Source organism: Pasteurella oralis, assembly GCF_002850605.1.
In the GTDB taxonomy this organism is placed as follows: domain Bacteria; phylum Pseudomonadota; class Gammaproteobacteria; order Enterobacterales; family Pasteurellaceae; genus Pasteurella; species Pasteurella oralis.
The window spans coordinates 66258-86934 of the sequence record NZ_NXGB01000006.1 but is presented as its reverse complement, the minus strand read 5'-3'; the positions used below and the strand labels follow the sequence as shown (position 1 = coordinate 86934).

The window sequence follows — 20677 nt, the reverse complement described above, 5'->3', positions numbered from 1 at the left end:
TCATTGATACAATTTCTGATCATATTCAAATCGTACCTATTTTCACTTTCATTATTTTTCAGGTAGCAGCTTAATTCGCGGACTTTTATATGCTAACTTTATCATTTTTAAAAATAGAAACCATACTGTTCTACTCTGCTAAACCATCACGAATCTTACTTTCAAATAAGGTATAATCGACTAAAAAAGCGTCATGTCCATAATCAGAAGTAAACTCATAATAATTCAAATCGACCCCACTTTGCTCCAGTAGTGCCTTGCTCTTATGCAATTCAGCTAATTTAAACAATTGATCATTTTCAACTGCAACTAAAGTATAACGCGCTGTAATTCTGGATAATGCAGCATGCATATTCTGATAATCCCGACTAGGATCATATAAATCTAGCGCTCTCAACAAATGGAGATAACTATTTGCATCAAAACGTCCCAAAAATTTTTTCCCCTGATAACTTAAATAAGATTCAACTTGAAAATAATCCCCCCAAAATTGTGCTTCTGATTTTATTGCTCGCCCAAAGGCTTTGGTTAGCTGTAAATCAGTACGATAAGTGAGCATTCCTAACATACGTGCAATAGTCAATCCACGTTCTGGAGGTTGATGTTCATAATAATCTCCATGATTAAAATAAGGATCATTAATCACTGCTTGACGCATAACATGATTAAAACCAATAGCCTCTGCGCTACATAACAAGGATGAACATAAATTAATCACATTATTGACAAGATCAGGGTAATCAATCGCCCATTGTGTCGCTTGCATCCCCCCAAAAGAACCACCAACAACAGCATGTAAACGAGGTATATCAAGATGATCCAATAAAGCTTTTTGTAGCTTTACCATATCTTGCACAATAATATTTGGAAATTGACTACCATAGGGTTTATTCGTATCAGGATTAATCGATGATGGACCTGTCGTACCTTGACAGCCACCTAATACATTAGAGCAAATAAAAAAATAGCGAGAAGTATCTAATGCTAATCCTTCTCCCATAAAGCTTTGCCACCAACCTTGCTGTGTCTTATCAGCAAAATAAGGCTGAGCATCACCAGTTAAAGCGTGACAAATTAATACTGCATTACTTTTATTAGCATCCAGTACACCATAAGTTTGATATGCTACATCAACCTGTTTCAGTTTACCGCCTAAGCTTAAAGGAAATCCTTCTTCTGTAAACAGTGTTACCTTCTGTACTGTCATGCTACCGCCTGTATTTTATTATCATTATTACAGTAATGTTTGTTTTTAATATCATTCAATTTTAGACATCTAAACGTCTTTACGTATAAATCTACTAAAATTCAGCTTGCACTTCAACTCTTTTTTCATTATGGTGAAGCTTAATTCCCAAACAGTAATGATAGCTTCAAAATGACATCTATTTTTGCTTTCCTCTCTCCCCAATACTTGAAGCGATTAATTCGCTATTTGCTTATTGGTTTGTCATCTTTTATCGCGCTATTAATCTTAATCGATCAAGCAATTAGCTTTTATGTTCGGCAAAATATTTATACTGACGTTAATAAATTACCTTATAGACCCTATGGCGTAGTGCTTGGCACATCGAAATATTTCGACAAAAATACATTGAACTTGTTCTATCATAATCGGCTGCTTTCTGCCTACGAGGTCTTTTCTGCACGTAAAATCGATTATTTATTATTAAGTGGGGATAACCGTACGAGCCAATATAATGAACCACGTAATATGTTTAAAGATTTACGTAAAATGGGAATACCACAAGAATTTATGTATATGGATTTTGCTGGATTTCGCACTTTAGATTCAGTAATACGTGCTGAACAAGTATTTAAAGCACATTCATTTACAATTATTACACAGAAATTTCATTGTGAACGTGCTTTATTTATCGCTAAATATCATGATATTGATGCAATTTGTTTCGCTGCTGAGTACCCTCATGGTCATTATTTTGTCCGTTTTCGTGAGTTTTTTGCGCGAATACTGGCGATATTTGATCTCTTAATGGAAAAAAAACCACATTTTCTCGGTGAGCCAGAACCTTTACCATCGCCTACAACCGTACCCATTGTGGAATTCGAACTAAGCAATCAGTTGTCTTAAGTACGTGATTCGATCAACTCTCGAACAATTACTTCGTGTGGCTGTTTGATATTCTTTTCTCTCATTTTATGTAACACAAGATTTAATAAAGATTGAGCTATTTTTTCATGGTTCTGTACACAACAAATCACTTTATTTTCTAATACATCGAGCATTTCATGATGACCAAAAGTTGCAATAACAAGTTCTTTTGGAATACTGTTATAGCGCTTAATTAATACTTGAAAAATGCCTTGTAACAAAGTTAAGGAAGTCACAAAAATTGCTTCTGGTAATGCATTTTTATCTAACCATTGACTAAATACTTCTGCACTTGATAATTTATGAAATTGATTAGCATAAAGGTAATCGACTGGTGTACATTGCCCATTCAATGCATTACGAAAGCCTAATTCTCGTTTATAGCTCACTGAAAATTCAGGTAATGCACTCAAAAATAATACTCGTTTACCTGCATGATCTTTAATTAAACGCTGAGCTAAACGGTAAGCATCCCCTTCATCGTCAGTCAGCAGCATCATTTCATTCATCATTAAACGACGATCAAACCCCACAACTGGTACATCTGCAAAGCGTTGATAAAAATCTGTATCAGAAGGTAAAGCTGTTGAAACAATAAGTGCATCTATCTGGCGTTGAAATAAATGCTTTGCACATTTAATTTCATTATCTGCATTGTCATTAGAACAAGCAATTAAGAGCTGATACCCCTTTTCACGGAAACCTGCTTCTAAACGACTTGCAATTTTGGCATAACTGGCATTTTCAAAATCAGGTACAATCAAGCCAATAGTGTGGCTTTTACCTGCACGTAAACCTGCTGCCATTGCATTAGGTTTAAAATCGTACTTTTTTATCAGTTCTTCAACTTTTTCAATTGTTTTGTCACTGACACGATAATGTTTAGCCTTCCCATTTACTACATAGCTGGCTGTTGTACGCGAAACACCAGCTAACTTAGCTAGTTCATCTAATTTCACTTTCACTCCTTAAAATACATTATGCTTTTCAAGTCATCCCCAAACCAAAAAACTGAATAATAAATAGCACAATCCATTTGTAAAATTATGTAAAAATATGTATACAAGAAAAATTATATATTTAATTTTTTAAAATAACAAAATACAAATGTGTAATATTTGATCTAGTTCGCAAAATAAAAAAGTGCGGTGAAATTCCTGAAAATTTAACCGCACTTTCAATTATTTCAATCAATTAAGTTATAAACAATTTTTTTCACCACGAGAAAGGCTTATCAAACCAGAACGTACAATCTCAATAATGAAAGTTTCTTCTTTGACCGCTGTAATAAATGCATCTAATTTATCCTTCGTTCCCGTTAATTGGATGGTATAAGATTTTGTTGTGACATCTACAATTTGACCGCGATAAATATCAGCCAAACGTTTTAATTCATCACGAGAACTTCCTTGTGCTCTTACTTTAATCAATAGCACTTCACGTTCAACATGGTCACAATCGCTTAAGCTAATCACTTTAAACACATCAACTAGTTTATGTAATTGTTTTTCAATTTGTTCAAGCACTTGCTCGTCGCCATAAGCTTCTATCGTCATTCGCGATAATGTCGGATCATCTGTTGGTGCGACTGTTAAACTTTCAATATTAAAAGCACGTTGCGAAAATAACCCAACAACACGTGATAAAGCACCTGATTCGTTTTCTAATAAGACAGATAAGATTCTACGCATGAGTATTCTCCGGTTTAGTTAAAATCATTTCATTCATTGCTCCACCACGTACTTGCATTGGATAAACATGTTCAGTCGCATCAACATTAATATCAACAAAGACTAATTTATCTTTCATTGAAAACGCTTGAGCTAATTTGTGCTCTAATTCATCTGGTGTATTAATTTGGATACCTACATGACCATAAGCTTCTGCTAATTTGACAAAATCAGGCAACGAATTCATATAAGACTGCGAATGACGCCCTGAATAAATCAAATCTTGCCACTGTTTAACCATACCTAAGAAACGATTATTTAAACTGATGATCACAATAGGAATTTCATATTGCTGTGCAGTTGATAATTCCTGAATATTCATTTGAATACTCCCATCACCAGTCACACACACTACCGTCGAGTCAGGATAAGCTAATTTCACACCTAAAGCAGCGGGTAAACCAAATCCCATTGTGCCCAATCCACCTGAGTTAATCCAACGACGTGGTTGATTAAATGGGTAATGCAATGCAGCAAACATTTGGTGCTGCCCAACATCTGATGCCACATAGGCTTCACCATCAGTTAAACGGTAAACAACTTCCATAACCTGCTGTGGCTTAATAACTTGAGTATCCCGCTCAAATGATAAGCATTTTACCGCTTTCCAAGTTTCAATTTCGTTCCACCACTCTGCTAATGAAGTTTGTGATTTCAATAAATTATCATCTTCCAATAAAGATAAAAATTCAGCTAACACATTTTCTGCACTACCTACAATTGGAATAGCCGCTGATACATTTTTTGAAATTGACGTAGGATCAATATCAATATGGATAACTTTGGCATTTGGACAATATTTCGCTAAATTATTAGTCGTACGGTCATCAAAACGAACACCAATACCCAAGATTAAATCACTATGATGCATTGCATTATTTGCTTCATAAGTACCATGCATACCTAGCATACCTAAGAATTGTTTATCCGAACTTGGATAAGCCCCTAACCCCATCAACGAGGAGGTGACTGGTAAATTCAATGCCTGTGCAAATCTTATTAATTGTTCACTACAATTAGCTGTAATAGCCCCACCACCAACGAATAATATAGGTTTCTTGGCGACTAATAATGCTTTTAACGCACGCTTAATTTGCCCCTTATGTCCTTGTGTTGTGGGATTATAAGAACGCAATTCAATCTTTGCTGGATAATGATAAACAAATTTATTTGCAGGATTGACAACATTTTTTGGTAAATCAATCACAACGGGTCCTGGACGACCTGTTGCAGCAATGTAAAAAGCTTTTTTTATTGTTTCTGGAATTTCTTCGGCTGATTTAACTAGAAAACTGTGTTTAACAACAGGGCGGGAAATTCCAACCATGTCACATTCTTGGAAAGCATCACTACCAATTAAACCTGACATTACTTGTCCAGAAAGTATCACCATTGGAATTGAATCCATGTAGGCTGTTGCAATCCCAGTAATAGTATTCGTTGCACCAGGACCTGATGTGACTAAAACACAACCTACTTTTCCTGTTGCTCTGGCATAACCATCCGCCATATGTACGGCTGCTTGTTCATGACGAACCAAAATATGCTCAATTCCTCCTAATGTATGAATCGCATCATAAATATCTAAAACTGAGCCACCAGGATAACCAAATAAAAATTCAACGCCTTCATCCCTTAGGGACTGCACAACCATTTCTGCGCCTGACAACTTTTTCATTTTCACCTCTCAAATTAACCCGCATTTAACATGCTATTTTGTATAATGTTGTTGCAATAATGTTAAAAATTAACATGAGATATGTTTTACTGAAAAGTACAATTTTTGTCCATCACTTTTTGATAGTTTTCTAGAACAACAAGAAAACAAATAAAGTATTAAATACCAATAAAATTAAAAATAAAAGAATTTAATAAAACAAACAAAGAAGAAATCATAAAAAATACGGCATTAAGCCGCATTTTATAAATATAGAATATTTTTACACCATTTGTGATCAAGATCACATTTTAATTTCGTTTAAAAATAAATACTAAAACTGCTAATAAGCCACCCGTAGTCACAAAACCAAGCACGCCTGATTGAGTAAAGCCAAGTACCAAGTAACCTACAATTGAAGATATCGCAATCAATATAGCATAAGGGAATTGTGTTGTAACATGATCAATATGATTACATTTTGCGCCTGTTGAAGACAAAATAGTGGTATCAGATATTGGCGAGCAATGATCACCACAGACAGCTCCGGCCATCACTGCGGATAAACATGGCAACATTAATTCTGGTGCAGCATTAGCGGCGATAGCTGCCGCGATAGGTAACATAATGCCAAATGTTCCCCAACTCGTGCCCGTAGAAAATGCCATTACAGCAGTAAGCACAAACAATAAGGCTGGTAATACTGCAATTGGTAAGCTATCAGAAACTAAAGAGGATAAATAAACACCCGTCTTCATATCGCTTACTACATTATTAATGGTCCAAGCAAATAATAAAATGAGTACAGCACCTAACATCGATTTAATTCCCACTATCCATGCTTTGCCATATTCATTAAGGCTGACTTGACGATCTAATATAATACAAATTGTCGAAATTAAAACCGCACTTACACCACCAACGACTAAAGAAATACCAACAGTCGTGTTCTCAAATGCGCCTAAAATATCAAATGGCTTTCCTTCTGCAGCAAGTGCTTCATTTCCTGTATACATCATCATACCGACCGTAGCCAAAATCAACACAGCAATTGGTAAAATTAAATTACGCACATGCCCTTGCACACCGCTTTGTTTTTCTTCAATTTCTATATTACGTTCTAATGCTGTTCTTTCATGGCGAACCATTGAACCAATATCAAAAGAATAATAAGAAACGAAAAATACCATTAAAATTGAAAAAATAGCATAGAAATTCATTGCACTCATGGTCATAAATGCACCGATTGGCGAATATTCAGTAATAGAATAGGTCGCCAGTAATCCTGCTATTAGCGTAATAATATATGCTCCCCAGCTTGATACTGGCATTAATACGCACATTGGCGCCGCAGTTGAGTCAAGAATATAAGCTAATTTCGCACGAGAAACTTTGAATTTATCTGTTACGGGGCTTGCAATTGCACCGACAGCTAGGCTGTGAAAATAATCATCAATAAAAGTAACAAAGACTAAAGAAGCAGCAAGTAATTTAGCGCCACGTCTATCTTTAATGCGTTTTTGTGCCCATTCCGCAAAAGCGCGATTACTACCAGAAACTGTGAGTAATGCCGTTAACACACCAAGTAGAAATAAAAACAATACAATATTAATGTTATTTGTATTAGGCTCACCATCGCTATATGCCAATGAAATAACATTATTTTTCAAATAACTCAATGCATTAACTAAATTAAAATCCGCAAGCATTAGCGAGCCAACAAGAATACCAATACTTAATGATAAAATGACTCGACGGGTCACAATTGCCAATAAGAGTGCCAAAATCGGCGGTACGACAGCCCAAACGGATGTCGAATAATCGATAAGTTCCATAAGTTTTCTACCTTATAATGAAGGGATAACCACTGAGTGAATATAGAAATGATCTAAAAAGGCAGGCAAAAAATAATTAAGACCCAACCTAGCCAGTAGCGCTCCATAGTTTAAAAAAGACTATGACAATGACGTTCCTTTCGAATACGCCACCAACCAATTAAAATGACTCTTAATTGATTTCGGCGGTCACTCCTTTCCTTTTTCCTCATCGTTATCCACTCAGAAAAAATACTTATAGTGATCGCTCCTCTACATACGTAGGATGCGAATAAGACTACAATAAAAAATTACACTTGCCAATAGAGCTAAAAGAATATTTTTAACTTAATTTACATTTTTAATAACTAAAAAATATTAACTTTAAAATATTCTACAAAAATAACATTTACCTCTCATAATATTTACTATATGATAATTCGCGTTTGATTATATTTTTATATAATCCATTTTTTAAATGATATAGAGGAACAAATATGAGTGATTTATTAAAAGCTTTAGCAAATATTCGTAGTTTACGTGTTTTAGCTCGTGAAACGACTTTAGAACAACTTGAAATTGCTTTAGAAAAGTTCTCTCTTGTTGTTGAAGAAAAACGTGAAGCAGAAAAGAAAGCAGAACGCGAAGCGGCAGCGCGCCAAGCAAGAATTGCAAAATTGAAGGAATCATTAGAGCAAGAAGGAATCACAGCTAAAGAATTAGCAATGTTACTCGGTCAAGAGTCGCCAGTTCAACGCAAAAAAAGAGAACCTCGCCCGGCAAAATATCAATATACTGACGAAAATGGTGAAGTAAAAACTTGGACTGGTCAAGGCAGAACACCTAAAGTAATTCAAAAAGCCTTAGATGCAGGTAAATCGCTGAATTCATTTGAAATTTAATTTATTTTACCACATCGTAAAACCCATTAATTTAATGGGTTTTACTTTTTAAATCAGCTAAATAAAAAGCACAATATTATGATTGAAAATAAAATATTATTAACTGATTGTCCAGATGATAAAGGATTAATCGCCAAAATAACAAATATTTGTTATAAACATCAACTTAATATTATTCATAATAATGAATTTGTTGATTTTGAAACAAAACATTTTTTTATGCGGACTGAATTAGAAGGCATTTTTAATGAAGAAACATTGTTAGCAGATCTTAAATTTAGCCTGCCAGAAGGAACAAATTGTCGTTTAATTAGTGCTAAACGCAAACGTATCGTTATTTTAGTGACTAAAGAAGCACATTGTCTTGGTGATATTCTCATGAAGAATTATTACGGCGGCTTAGATGTCGAAATTGCCGCAGTAATTGGTAATCATGATACATTAAAAACCCTAGTCGAGCGTTTTGATATTCCGTTCCATTACATCAGTCATAATAATTTAACACGCATAGAGCATGATAAACTGTTAGCAAATAAAATTGATGAATACGCTCCAGACTATATTGTACTAGCCAAATATATGCGTGTGCTTAACCCTCAATTTGTTGAACGTTATCCAAATCGAGTGATTAATATTCATCACTCTTTCTTACCCGCCTTCATCGGTGCTAAACCTTATCATCAAGCCTATGAACGTGGCGTAAAAATCATTGGTGCTACCGCTCATTTTATTAATAATGAATTGGATCAAGGTCCAATCATTATGCAAAATGTGATCAATGTTGATCATACATATAGTGCTGAAGCAATGATGCGTGCTGGTCGTGATGTTGAAAAAACTGTATTAAGTCGAGCATTAGATCTTGCTTTACATGATCGAATCTTTGTTTATAAGAACAAAACCATCGTGCTGTAAAGTGCGGTCATTTTTTAGCAAATTTCGAACAAAAAAATAGCGTGATAGTTATCATGCTATTTTCTTTTTTCTGATTCAGAGCATCAATTAATTGACTTTCCATTCACCATTTACTGCGGTGCCTAACACTTTAAAATCATGTGTAAATACCGTTAAATTAGCAATTTTTCCAACTTCAATTGAACCAAGTCGATCATCAACATGAATTGCTTTTGCGGGATAATAATTACACATACGCAAGGTTTCATCTAATGGAATGCCAACTTCTTGCACTGCATTTTGCACTGATTCAATCATCGTTACTGCTGCACCACCTAATGTCCCATTTGCGTCATAGCATTTACCATCACGCACATAAACTGTTTTACCAACAAAAATAAAAGACTCAATATCTGCCCCCGCTGCTGCTGTTGCATCAGTCACAATACACAGTTTTTCACCTTTTGCTTTTTTATCAATACGAATATTGCCATAGTCAACATGCAAGCCATCAACAATAATGCCAGTATAAACATCTGAATCTAATACAGCACCAACAACTCCCATTGCACGTCCTGAACTAATTGGTGACATAGCATTATGCAAATGCGTAGCAAAGCTTGCGCCTTTCTTAATTGCATCCTGCGCTACTTCATACGTCGCATTCGAATGCCCTAAAGAAACAATAATACCTTTTTCAACAAAATCAGGAATATGTTGTGCTGTTGGATTTTCTGCTGCAAGAGTAATTTTTGTAATCACATCTGCGTTATCACATAAAAACGATTTCATTTCAGGGCTAATAGCACGAATATACTCTTCGCGATGGACCCCTTTTTTCTCTACACTTAAATAAGGACCTTCAAAGTGCAAGCCTAATGCTTGATTTTGATATTGGTTTAAATAATCACGCATCACTTTTACTGCTTCTTTCATGCCTTCATCAGGCGAAGTAATGAAAGTTGGCAAATAACTCGTCGTACCTGATTTAAGATTGGTTGCTTGCATAATTTCCAAAGTCTTGACGCTAATATCTTCGTTAAACATTACGCCACCACAACCATTCAATTGCAAATCAATGAAACCTGCGGTTAAATTATTTCCTGCTAAATCAATTTTTTCTATTTCTACAGGTAATTCTTCTACTGGTACAATTGCACTAATTTTATCACCATCAACAACAACTGCTTTACCATACAGCACTTCTTTTGCAGTATAAATTACTGCATTAACAAAAGCATACATTTTGCTCTCCTTATCTTACACTATGAATTGCACGAGCCTCTAATTCAGTGAAATATTTTACTGTTTTTACTTTTAATTCTTGTGTTGAAGGTTCATCACAAACAATAATGGCGCGACGATGCATTTGTAATGCACTAACAGTCCATAAATGATTAATACTGCCTTCGACTGCCGCTTGTAAAGCAAGCGCTTTATTATAACCAGTAACTAAAATCATGACCTCTTCTGCATCAAGTAATGTCCCAACACCAATAGTTAATGAATATTTTGGTACTTTATTTACATCATTATCAAAGAAACGCGAGTTCGCAATTAAAGTATCCTCTGTAAGCGTTTTTATACGAGTACGAGAAGATAAAGAAGATGCAGGCTCATTAAAAGCAATATGCCCATCAACACCTACCCCCCCCATGAACAAATGAATTTTGCCATAAGCTTTAATTTTATCTTCATAGCGTTGACATTCAGCATCATGATCATCAGTATTACCATCTAAAATATTGATATTTTTCTCTTGAATATCAATATGATCAAAGAAATTTCTATACATAAATGAATGATAGCTTTCAGGATGCTCTTTCGGCAAGCCAACATATTCATCCATATTAAATGTCACCACATGTTTAAAACTCACTTCACCCACTTTATTTAAGGCAATTAGCTCCTGGTAGGTTTTCAATGGCGTACCACCAGTAGGTAAGCCTAATACAAATGGACGCTCTTCCGTAGGCTTGAATTGGTTAATACGATCAACAATATAACGAGCCGACCATTTTGCGACTTGCTCGGCATTTTGTAATGGAATTAAACGCATAATATGTTACCTCTTTTGTATGTAAAATAAACAAGTAATAAATGTGATAACAACCATATTAAAAATTTTGATTAAATGCCATCAATTTTTATCAAAATATGGAGTTTTTGTTTTTTTTCATTATAAAATAAGTCGTTTTAAATAGCCAACAAAAACTCATCTCTATCGGAGATTTAGTGATGAGAATCACAAAAACAACAGTTTTAATTTGCAATAGAAAATTATTGGCATATAGTTAGAAGCGATTGAGAAAACGTTTACGCTGTTTCTCAACAAAATCGAAATAAAAAATAAAAGGAGTTCCTATGAGTGTGCTAAGTTACTTACAAAGAATTGGGCAAGCATTGATGGTTCCTGTTGCTGCATTGCCGGCAGCTGCTATTTTAATGGGAATTGGTTACTGGATAGATCCAAATGGTTGGGGTGGTGAAAGCCAACTCGCTGCATTCTTGATCAAATCTGGTGCAGCAATTATTGATAACATGGCGATTTTGTTTGCTGTGGGCGTTGCATTTGGTATGTCTAAAGATAAACATGGTTCCGCTGCATTATCAGGTTTAGTTGGCTTCTTAGTCGTCACAACATTACTATCACCAGGTGCGGTTGCACAATTACAAAGTATTGCGCCCGATCAAGTTCCTGCTGCATTTGGCAAAATTAATAACCAATTCATTGGTATCTTAGTGGGGGTTATTTCAGCTGAATTATATAATCGTTTCCACCAAGTTGAACTACCACCAGCACTAGCCTTCTTTAGTGGTAAACGCTTAGTACCAATTGTGACTTCTGTTGTCATGATTGTCGTTTCTTTCATTTTAATGTACTTATGGCCAGTGATCTTTAATGGTTTAGTTGGCTTTGGTAAATCCATTACAGATATTGGTGCGACAGGTGCAGGTATCTATGGCTTCCTAAACCGCCTATTAATTCCAGTCGGCTTACATCATGCATTGAACTCTGTATTCTGGTTTAATGTAGCGGGTATTAATGATATCCCGAACTTCTTAGGTGGTGCACAATCACTGGCTAATGGTAACGCAGTATTAGGTGTTACAGGTATGTATCAGGCAGGTTTCTTCCCTGTTATGATGTTTGGTTTACCTGCTGCGGCATTGGCTATCTATCACAGCGCAAAACCAGCGAAAAAAGCACAAGTCGCTTCATTAATGATCGCTGCTTCATTGGCTTCATTCTTCACTGGTGTCACAGAGCCGCTAGAGTTTGCCTTCATGTTTGTCGCACCTGTGCTTTATGTCATTCACGCCTTATTAACTGGGTTATCCGTATTTATCGCGGCATCAATGCAATGGATGGCAGGTTTTGGTTTCAGTGCAGGTTTCGTTGATATGGTGCTTTCTTCACAAAACCCACTTGCGACACAATGGTATATGCTATTAATACAAGGTGCCGTATTCGCAGTGATTTACTATGTCGTCTTCCGTGCTGCAATCAAAGCATTTAACTTAAAAACTCCAGGTCGCGAAGAAGACGAAGTCGTCGTAGAAGTGAAAAAAGATGCTTCTCGTGAAGAACGCGCGGCTAACTTTATTATTGCCTTAGGTGGTAAAGATAACTTCCAAACTATTGATGCTTGTATCACTCGCCTCCGTTTAACTTTAGTTGATCGCAGTAAAGTGAATGAAGAACAACTCAAAGTACTTGGTTCAAAAGGCAACGTAAAATTAGGTGAAAATGGTTTACAAGTCATTCTAGGACCTGAAGCCGAATTAGTGGCTGATGCAATCAAACAACAAGTAAAACAATAGTACCATCAGTAAAAAAAGCTTGGGGCGAATATAATTCGCCCCTTTTACTATTAGCTAGTTGTTCTGACGACTGTGTTATTAAAATATTGTAAAAACTGACCGCACTTATTCAGCACGATAACGATTTTCTTCAGTTTCTGGCTCTAAATCCAATTTAGCCATCAACAATTGATCACCATCTTCTTCTGGGTTTCCCGTCACTAATAACTTATCTCCATAGAAAATAGAATTCGCGCCAGCCATAAAACACATCGCCTGCATTTCTTCTGACATACCTTGACGCCCTGCCGATAAACGCACATAACTTTTCGGCATCGTAATTCGTGCAACGGCAATCGTACGAACAAATTCTGTCCAATCTAATTCAGCTGCCTCAGCTAACGGCGTACCTTCAACTTTAACAAGTTGGTTAATTGGTACTGACTCTGGTTGAGGATCTAAATTAGCCAAGCTTGCAATCAATCCTGCACGCTCTTTTCTTGTTTCATTCATACCAATAATGCCGCCACAGCACACCTTTAATCCCGCTTGACGAACTTTACCTAAAGTATTAATACGATCATCAAATTGACGTGTTCCGATCACATTATGATAGTGTTCTGGCGCGGTATCTAAATTATGATTATAGTAATCTAAGCCTGCCTGTTTTAAATCTTCTGCCATTCCATCTTGTAATAAACCAAACGTCCCACAAGTTTCTAAACCCAATTCTTTCACTGCTTTAATAATAGCAGTTACTTTTTCCATATCTTTTGGCTTTGGACCTCGCCATGCTGCGCCCATACAAAAACGCCCAGCACCGCGTGCTTTTGCAATTTTGGCTTTGGCAACAATTTCTTCGACATCTAATAATTGTTGATTTTGTACGCCAGTTTGATAACGAGCAGACTGGGGGCAATAACCACAATCTTCTGGGCAACCACCTGTTTTAATTGACATTAAGGTAGACAACTGAATTGCTTTCGGATTAAAATTTTCACGATGTACCTGTGCTGCACGATATACTAAATCAAGAAAGGGAGTCTCAAATAACGCTTCGATTTTGCATACAGACCAATATTCTAACGTTGGATGTGGTGTTAGGGTTCGCACCTCAAAAGTTGTTGTTGTCATATTTTTTCTATTTCCTTTGTTATATACCGCTTAAAAGTGCGGTCTATTTTCCAATAAAATTATCTAATTAAAATCTGCGATTGACTAATCCTACCATGCTCAACTTGAATAATACGATCAATTTTTTCCAATAATTCATTTGGCTGATGAGTAACCACGATTAAAGTCAGCTGTTTCTCTATACATAATTGATCAATTAATTCCAACATTTCTACACGCAAATTAGGATCAAGCGCGGAAAAAGGCTCATCGAGTAATAAAATTGGTTTATCGCGTAACAAACAACGTGCTAATGCAACGCGTTGCCTTTGTCCACCTGATAAGTTTTGCGGTAGTTGGCCTAAATATTTTTCTAAACCAACCGCTGCTGCGACATCATGTACTTTCTGTTGCTCAATTTGATTTAACTTTAAACTTGGCTTTAATCCTAAGGCAATATTTTCCGCTACAGTAAGATGAGTAAATAAGTTGTTCTCCTGAAATAAAATTGAAACAGGACGCTGATGCGGCTGTGTTTTCGTATGATTTTCACCATTCAACCAAACTTCACCTCGCTCTACAAATTCAAAGCCTGCAATCAAATTTAATAATGTACTTTTACCTGCACCGCTCGCCCCAATGACAGCGACTTTCTGTTGTGCTGGAATATGTAAATCCAACTCAAATCTGGCTGTTTTATAACAAAATTGCACCTGATGTAATTTAATCATTATCTTTTTCCTTATGCCACTCAATTAAAATAAAAGTAGCCATACAAAAAACTAATAAGATAAACGCAGTAACAGCAGCCTCTTGGCTACGATAATGACCAAGTTGTTGATAGAGCAAATGTGGCAGAGAAGTAAAATCTTCATTACCAAATAAGGCAATCGCAGTGAAATCCCCTAGAGATAAAGCGCAAGCTAATGCAAAAGCATACTTTACTGGCGAACGTAAAGTATGCCATTCAATCAAGGAAAAACGTTGCCAGCCTCGAAGATGTAGAGATTGACATAATTTTTCGTAGTAAATCATGTTGTTATTCATCGGAACTGCAAGAATTCGTAATACAAATGGCATCGCAGCTAGCGCGTTACAGCATACTACAACTATAAAAAGATGTAGTGTAGAAAAATCAATCTCACGTAATAGAATGAATAATCCAATCGCAACAACAAGTGTAGGAATAGCTAAAATTGTCGCACCAATATTAAGAATCAAATCAGAAAAGCGACGATATTCCAACCAATATAACTGTCTTGCGCATAGTAATAAAGCAAATGACAAGATTAGTGCGATAAAAGCAGAAGTTGGCGCTATCAATGCGGAATAACCTATTGCTTTCCACAGTTGAGGTTGTAACCATATAGAAAACAGCTTTGGCGAAAATAACGCGGAAAATAAAATATGCAACAAAGGTAACAATACAAAACTAGTTGCCAATATAATCAATAAAATTTGCCAAAATCTAACCGCTCTTGGTTGAGGGGAAATCCAATATTGACGACTGTGTAATGTTGTTTCTGGTACCTTAGCTAAAAAACTACTTAACACAAATAAACCGAAGCAAAAGATAAATTGTAATAGTGCAAATAAAGCTGCTTTTGGGAGATCAAATTCAAACAGTACTGCTTGATAAATGGCAACTTCTAATGTCGTATACTTAGGTCCACCACCAAGGGTTAACACAATGGCAAAACTAGTAAAGCACAGCATGAAAATTAAAGTAAAGACAGGAGATAATTGCTGACGCAAATAAGGTAGCTCAATTAGGCGTATAAATTGCCAACCACGAATATTAAGTTGAGCGGCAAGCTGTCTTTGTTGAATGGGAATATGTTGTAATCCTTGCAAAAACATTCGAGTCGCTAATGGAATATTAAAAAACAGGTGCGCGATTAAAATACCCGTTAATCCATAGATGTTTGGTGTCCAATTAATATCTCCAATTGCCATTAACGTAGCTAACCAACCTGAACTACCATATACACCTAATAAACCAAAAATTGCCACTAAAGCAGGCAAAACAAAAGTTAATGAAAACAACTTTAAAATCAATGTATTCGCAATAAACTGTTGATAAAAAAATGCGCGTGCTAATAATGCCCCAAAAATAACAGACAACAATGCGGATAAAAATGCCTGCCAAAGACTAAATAAAATAACGTGATGCAAATACCGATCAGTCAGTAAATAATACCAACTATACTCACCTTGAATAGAAAAAACAGCAGTTAATGGAAAAACATAAAAGACAATAAGTAATAAAATCACCAAAATTCCGCCCAAATAGTGGGACGGGCGAAATTTTGGTGACATCAATAGTTGCAACATGTGATTATTTAGTTAAGGTTGTTTGCCAAACAGCGATCCATTTTTTTAGCTGTTGTGCATTAACTTGGGTAGTATCCAATACTTTCGATTGCAATTGTTTTACTTTTAATGCATCAAAATGCGGTTCAATTTGTGCGTCAATTACAGATAGCATCACATTATTTTTAACTAAATGCAGCTGAGCTTCAGGTTGAATTAAAAATGTAAGAAAATGATCAGCACAAACATTATCACGATTTATCACTTTTGCGGCCGTTTCAATTTGAAGTACGCCACCTTCAGTAAACTCTGTTGCCATGTACTGATCTTTTTGTTCAAACACAAGATGATACAACGGCGATGTACTATAGCTAAGTACTAAGTCTGCCTCACCTTTTAAGAAAGCGCCATATGTATCAGACCAGCCTTTTCCTACTGTGACTGTATGTTTAGCAAGCTTTTGCCATGCTTGTGTAATTTCATGTTCAGGATAAACTTTATTCATCCAAATTAATAAGCCACGTCCAACACTACTCGTACGCGGATCTTGGTAAATAATGTTTAAATCATCGCGGGTAACCAGTTCTTGTAAACTTTGCGGTGGATTTTGTACTTTTGTCTTATCATAAATAAAAGCAAATTGCCCAAAATCATAAGGTAAAAAAGTCTTATCTTTCCATATGATTGGTAACGAAAGTTGATTTAAATCGACTGTATTTGGTGCAAATAACTCGCTTTTTCTCGCTTCTTCTAATACATAATTATCTAACCCAACAACAATATCTGCTTTCGTTTTTTTCCCTTCTAAACGTAAGCGATTAAACATAGTGCCAGAATCACCAAACGCAGTGAAATTTACTTGGCATTGTGGAAATTGTTTTTCAAATGCTGTTTTTATCTTTGGACCAGCTCCCCAATCTGATGTAAAAGAGTCATAAGTATAAACATTGACAGTTTGCATTTGTGCAAACGCAGCTAATGAAAAGATTGAAAGTGCGGTTAAAAATAAAGAAGTTTTAAATTTAGACATTGTGTCCTCTCTTGTTATGGCATCAAAAAAGTACACAGTAATATTGACTGTTAGTTTCCTACGCCAGTATTAACTGCATCAGGTTCACGGGTATTATCTCAGCCATCAAAGTAGCACCCCGACTAAGTGGGTAAGTCTATAATATTTTATGAGGAAACAAAAGGTTATTTATTGATTCCTATAGCTTATATTTTCAAATGGAAGAAAGATAAAATATAAAAGAGAAACCAAAAAATTATTTGTCTAAAATTCTGGAACTTCCATCGCAAAAGTGAAAAATTACTACAGTGAAAACCGCTATTTTATGCTAAAGTCAGTCTGTTTCTTGTGTATTTAATAGGATTTCTCATGTCTTTATCTTTTAACCAATTTGATCACCAATTAGCTCAACTTGCTCAACAACTGATAAATACATTTCCTGACCAATATGACATCACGTTATTGCAACAAATTGAACTGGATAAAGACGATCTCAATAGCTCAATCGGGCAGCTTCGTTATGCTATTGCAATGTCAGACTTCTTTGCCGATGTATTGTCAAAACAGCCACACTTTTTACAACAATGTTGGCATAATCCTCCTAAGCTAGATGAATGCGATCAATATGTAGTTCGGCTAAATATCCTATTAACGCAAACTCATTCAGAAGAGCAACTTTATAAAGTCCTGCGTCAATTTCGCAATCAAGAAATGGCTAAGCTCAGTTTTTGCCAAAGTCTAAATTTAGGTACCGTAGAAGATATTTTTCTTCGTTTATCTCAGTTAGCTGAGAGCTTAATTATTACAGCTCGAGATTGGCTCTATGTACGTGCCTGTGAAGAAATGGGAACACCCATGGATGAACAAGGTCAGCCACAGCAGCTCTATATTTTAGGCATGGGTAAACTTGGTGGTTTTGAACTCAATTTTTCTTCAGATATTGACTTAATTTTCACTTATCCAGCTAATGGTGAAACCATCGGTGCACGAAAAAGGGTTGAAAACGCTAAATTTTTCACACGGTTAGGACAACGTTTAATTAGCGCATTAGATCAATATACAGTTGATGGATTTGTTTATCGAACAGATATGCGCTTACGCCCTTTTGGTGAAAGTGGCGCTTTGGCATTAAGCTTTGCCGCTATGGAACAATATTATCAAGATCAAGGGCGTGATTGGGAACGTTATGCAATGATAAAAGGACGAATTCTAGGTGCAAATCCACAAGATCCTAATATCAAAACACTACAACAATTATTACGCCCTTTTGTATATCGTCGCTATATTGATTTCAGTGTGATTCAATCTCTACGAGAAATGAAAGGGAAAATTGAACGAGAAGTGCGTCGTCGTGGGCTCAACGATAATATTAAACTTGGCGCAGGCGGGATTCGTGAAATTGAATTTATTGTCCAAGTTTTCCAACTTATTCGAGGAGGACGTGAAATCAGATTACAACGCCATGAATTGTTAAAATTGCTACCTGAGCTAGTTGCACTTGAATTGATATCGGCACAACAAAAACAAGATTTGCAACAAGCTTATGTGTTTTTACGCCGTACTGAAAATATCTTACAAGCAATCAACGATCAGCAAACACAACAATTACCCGAAAAGGAATTGGATCGCCAACGTTTGATACAAGCAACACAAGTTTTTAAGCAATGGAATACTCAATTTCAAGCAGAAAATGTCTTCTACCCTATTGATGACTGGACAAGTTTTTGCAAGCAATTACATCAACATCAGCAAAAAGTTCGTGCTATTTTTACTAACTTAATTGGTGAAGAAAAAGAAGAAATAGCCGGAGCCTTAGACCTATGGCATGACTTTCTTGATGCGGATTTAGACGAAAGTGAAATTAAGCAAGTATTGATTGAGAATCAAGTAGATGAGGCAGATTTCACCGAAATTATTCAGATATTAGTTCAATTTCGCTCTGAATTATCTCGTCGCCCAATTGGCACACGTGGGCGAGAAGTACTTACACAATTATTGCCACATTTATTACAACAACTATTTTCGCATTCTGCCTATCGTACTTTATTACCAAGAATCCTCAATATTGTCGAAAAAATATTAACACGTACCACTTATTTAGAATTATTGCTTGAAAATCCACAAGCACTTAATCAACTGATTGAGCTTTGCGCCCAATCTAAACTGATCGCAGAGCAAGTTGCACGTCATCCTATTTTGCTTGATGAACTACTAGATCGTAAAGCGTTACTTAATCTACCGCCCTATACAGAATATCAAAGCGAACTACAACAATATTTACTGCGTTTACCCTCTGATGATGAGGAACAGATTATTGATGGTTTGCGCCAATTTAAACAAGCGACTTTATTACGTATCGCCTCTGCAGACATTCTCGGTGCATTACCCGTGATGAAAGTAAGTGATCATCTCACATTTTTGGCAGAAGCGATCATTGAAGTAGTTGTGAATTTAGCTTGGCAGCAGGTCGCCACTCGCTTTGGAATACCTGAACATTTAACGGAAAACCAAAAAGGTTTTTTAGTCATTGGGTACGGTAAACTTGGTGGTATTGAACTAGGCTACAAATCTGATTTAGATCTCGTCTTTTTATATCAATCTGCTAACAATAGCCAAACAATTGGCGGGAAACGCAGTATTGATAGCAATCAATTTTACTTGCGCTTAGCACAAAAAATTATCAGCATTTTCAGTATAAATACGTTTGCAGGCATATTATATGAAGTGGACATGCGCTTACGTCCTTCAGGTGAATCTGGGTTGTTATGCAGTTCTATTTCCGCATTTAAAGATTACCAACTCAATGAAGCTTGGACTTGGGAAAAACAAGCATTAGTGCGCAGCCGTGCTATTTATGGTGAAAAAACGCTCCGACAAGCGTTTGAAGCTATTCGCCAAAGCGTACTTTCCGCACCACGAGAAATCAACACTCTCAAAGCCGATGTTGTTACGATGCGTCACAAAATGTATGAGCACTTAGCAAATACAGAAGAAGGGCAATTCAACATTAAAACTGACCGTGGTGGCATTACAGATATTGAATTTATCGCCCAATATTTAGTACTCACCCATGCACCACAAAATCCAATATTGGCAACATGGTCAGACAATGTGCGTATTTTTGAGATCATGGCTGAAAGTGCGGTCATTTCTTGGCAAATTTCAGAAAGATTACAACAATGCTATGTGGAATTACGTAACCGTATTCATCATTTAAGTCTGTTAGGTTTACCTGCTATCGTACCAAATTCAGAGTTTCAATCAGAGCGAGAATTTATCCAAATGATTTGGTATGAATTACTAGAAAAGGAAGCTGAATAAATAAAGA

General features: G+C 36.0%; 16 protein-coding genes and 2 riboswitches. Of the genes, 5 read left to right on the top strand and 11 right to left on the bottom strand.

Annotation, left to right across the window (positions count from 1 at the left end; all coding sequences use genetic code 11):
• Nucleotides 1-130: 130 nt before the first annotated feature.
• Nucleotides 131-1207, bottom strand: a complete 1077-nt coding sequence (gene metX / locus C0975_RS08480; RefSeq protein ID WP_101775961.1) for a homoserine O-acetyltransferase MetX — start codon at nucleotides 1205-1207, stop codon at nucleotides 131-133.
• Between the two features lie 171 nt (nucleotides 1208-1378).
• Here metX and C0975_RS08475 point away from each other — a divergent pair, with 171 nt between their 5' ends.
• Complete coding sequence (locus C0975_RS08475; protein WP_101775960.1) at nucleotides 1379-2092, top strand: SanA/YdcF family protein; 714 nt, start codon at nucleotides 1379-1381, stop codon at nucleotides 2090-2092.
• Here C0975_RS08475 and cra read toward each other — a convergent pair.
• The 4 genes from cra to C0975_RS08455 form a co-directional block, all read right to left on the bottom strand.
• Nucleotides 2089-3078 carry a catabolite repressor/activator gene (gene cra, locus C0975_RS08470; RefSeq protein ID WP_101775959.1) on the bottom strand — a complete coding sequence of 330 codons (990 nt, stop codon included), beginning with the start codon at nucleotides 3076-3078 and terminating at the stop codon, nucleotides 2089-2091. The two genes, C0975_RS08475 and cra, sit on opposite strands and share 4 nt — an antisense overlap.
• Before the next feature lie 234 nt (nucleotides 3079-3312).
• The gene (gene ilvN / locus C0975_RS08465; protein WP_101775958.1) at nucleotides 3313-3804 is read right to left on the bottom strand and encodes an acetolactate synthase small subunit; all 492 of its coding nucleotides are present in this window, start codon (nucleotides 3802-3804) and stop codon (nucleotides 3313-3315) included.
• Nucleotides 3797-5521: an acetolactate synthase 3 large subunit gene (locus C0975_RS08460; RefSeq protein WP_101775957.1), complete on the bottom strand. Its 1725-nt coding sequence runs from the start codon at nucleotides 5519-5521 to the stop codon at nucleotides 3797-3799. Before C0975_RS08460 ends, ilvN begins: the two co-directional genes overlap by 8 nt.
• 290 nt (nucleotides 5522-5811) lie before the next feature.
• Nucleotides 5812-7335, bottom strand: a complete 1524-nt coding sequence (locus C0975_RS08455; RefSeq protein ID WP_101775956.1) for a Na+/H+ antiporter NhaC family protein — start codon at nucleotides 7333-7335, stop codon at nucleotides 5812-5814.
• An 88-nt stretch (nucleotides 7336-7423) separates the two neighbouring features.
• A riboswitch (Lysine riboswitch) is annotated at nucleotides 7424-7598 on the bottom strand.
• A gap of 213 nt (nucleotides 7599-7811) precedes the next feature.
• Here C0975_RS08455 and C0975_RS08450 point away from each other — a divergent pair.
• The gene (locus C0975_RS08450) at nucleotides 7812-8216 is read left to right on the top strand and encodes an H-NS family histone-like protein (protein ID WP_101775955.1); all 405 of its coding nucleotides are present in this window, start codon (nucleotides 7812-7814) and stop codon (nucleotides 8214-8216) included.
• Between the two features lie 78 nt (nucleotides 8217-8294).
• On the top strand, nucleotides 8295-9131 hold the full coding sequence (purU, locus tag C0975_RS08445; protein WP_101775954.1) for a formyltetrahydrofolate deformylase: 837 nt from the start codon (nucleotides 8295-8297) through the stop codon (nucleotides 9129-9131).
• Between the two features lie 87 nt (nucleotides 9132-9218).
• Here purU and nagA read toward each other — a convergent pair whose 3' ends face one another.
• Nucleotides 9219-10355, bottom strand: coding sequence for an N-acetylglucosamine-6-phosphate deacetylase (gene nagA, locus C0975_RS08440; RefSeq protein WP_101775953.1), 1137 nt, complete (start codon nucleotides 10353-10355; stop codon nucleotides 9219-9221).
• A 10-nt stretch (nucleotides 10356-10365) separates the two neighbouring features.
• A complete protein-coding gene (gene nagB, locus C0975_RS08435) occupies nucleotides 10366-11169 on the bottom strand; it encodes a glucosamine-6-phosphate deaminase (RefSeq protein ID WP_101775952.1) in 804 nt (267 codons plus the stop codon).
• Between the two features lie 305 nt (nucleotides 11170-11474).
• On the opposite strand from nagB, the gene nagE reads away from it, so the two are divergent.
• Complete coding sequence (gene nagE / locus C0975_RS08425; protein ID WP_101775951.1) at nucleotides 11475-12935, top strand: N-acetylglucosamine-specific PTS transporter subunit IIBC; 1461 nt, start codon at nucleotides 11475-11477, stop codon at nucleotides 12933-12935.
• Nucleotides 12936-13040: 105 nt separating this feature from the next.
• Here nagE and bioB read toward each other — a convergent pair whose 3' ends face one another.
• Genes bioB through thiB form a run of 4 tightly spaced genes read right to left on the bottom strand, consistent with a single transcriptional unit; the run spans nucleotide 13041 to nucleotide 17370 of the window.
• On the bottom strand, nucleotides 13041-14048 hold the full coding sequence (gene bioB / locus C0975_RS08420) for a biotin synthase BioB (RefSeq protein WP_101775950.1): 1008 nt from the start codon (nucleotides 14046-14048) through the stop codon (nucleotides 13041-13043).
• 59 nt (nucleotides 14049-14107) lie between these two features.
• The gene (gene thiQ, locus C0975_RS08415; protein ID WP_101775949.1) at nucleotides 14108-14758 is read right to left on the bottom strand and encodes a thiamine ABC transporter ATP-binding protein; all 651 of its coding nucleotides are present in this window, start codon (nucleotides 14756-14758) and stop codon (nucleotides 14108-14110) included.
• The gene (thiP, locus tag C0975_RS08410) at nucleotides 14751-16361 is read right to left on the bottom strand and encodes a thiamine/thiamine pyrophosphate ABC transporter permease ThiP (RefSeq protein WP_101775948.1); all 1611 of its coding nucleotides are present in this window, start codon (nucleotides 16359-16361) and stop codon (nucleotides 14751-14753) included. Before thiP ends, thiQ begins: the two co-directional genes overlap by 8 nt.
• Before the next feature lie 4 nt (nucleotides 16362-16365).
• Nucleotides 16366-17370, bottom strand: coding sequence for a thiamine ABC transporter substrate binding subunit (gene thiB / locus C0975_RS08405; protein ID WP_101775947.1), 1005 nt, complete (start codon nucleotides 17368-17370; stop codon nucleotides 16366-16368).
• Nucleotides 17371-17408: 38 nt separating this feature from the next.
• Nucleotides 17409-17501, bottom strand: a riboswitch (TPP riboswitch).
• 217 nt (nucleotides 17502-17718) lie between these two features.
• On the opposite strand from thiB, the gene glnE reads away from it, so the two are divergent.
• A complete protein-coding gene (glnE, locus tag C0975_RS08400) occupies nucleotides 17719-20670 on the top strand; it encodes a bifunctional [glutamate--ammonia ligase]-adenylyl-L-tyrosine phosphorylase/[glutamate--ammonia-ligase] adenylyltransferase (protein WP_101775946.1) in 2952 nt (983 codons plus the stop codon).
• The last annotated feature ends 7 nt before the right edge of the window (nucleotides 20671-20677 follow it).

Coding starts and splice junctions, on each gene's coding strand:
- metX (WP_101775961.1), bottom strand. CDS start 1,207: ATGACAGTACAGAAGGTAACACTGTTTACAGAAGAAGGATTTCCTTTA.
- C0975_RS08475 (WP_101775960.1), top strand. CDS start 1,379: ATGACATCTATTTTTGCTTTCCTCTCTCCCCAATACTTGAAGCGATTA.
- ilvN (WP_101775958.1), bottom strand. CDS start 3,804: ATGCGTAGAATCTTATCTGTCTTATTAGAAAACGAATCAGGTGCTTTA.
- C0975_RS08460 (WP_101775957.1), bottom strand. CDS start 5,521: ATGAAAAAGTTGTCAGGCGCAGAAATGGTTGTGCAGTCCCTAAGGGAT.
- C0975_RS08455 (WP_101775956.1), bottom strand. CDS start 7,335: ATGGAACTTATCGATTATTCGACATCCGTTTGGGCTGTCGTACCGCCG.
- C0975_RS08450 (WP_101775955.1), top strand. CDS start 7,812: ATGAGTGATTTATTAAAAGCTTTAGCAAATATTCGTAGTTTACGTGTT.
- purU (WP_101775954.1), top strand. CDS start 8,295: ATGATTGAAAATAAAATATTATTAACTGATTGTCCAGATGATAAAGGA.
- nagA (WP_101775953.1), bottom strand. CDS start 10,355: ATGTATGCTTTTGTTAATGCAGTAATTTATACTGCAAAAGAAGTGCTG.
- nagB (WP_101775952.1), bottom strand. CDS start 11,169: ATGCGTTTAATTCCATTACAAAATGCCGAGCAAGTCGCAAAATGGTCG.
- nagE (WP_101775951.1), top strand. CDS start 11,475: ATGAGTGTGCTAAGTTACTTACAAAGAATTGGGCAAGCATTGATGGTT.
- bioB (WP_101775950.1), bottom strand. CDS start 14,048: ATGACAACAACAACTTTTGAGGTGCGAACCCTAACACCACATCCAACG.
- thiQ (WP_101775949.1), bottom strand. CDS start 14,758: ATGATTAAATTACATCAGGTGCAATTTTGTTATAAAACAGCCAGATTT.
- thiP (WP_101775948.1), bottom strand. CDS start 16,361: ATGTTGCAACTATTGATGTCACCAAAATTTCGCCCGTCCCACTATTTG.
- thiB (WP_101775947.1), bottom strand. CDS start 17,370: ATGTCTAAATTTAAAACTTCTTTATTTTTAACCGCACTTTCAATCTTT.
- glnE (WP_101775946.1), top strand. CDS start 17,719: ATGTCTTTATCTTTTAACCAATTTGATCACCAATTAGCTCAACTTGCT.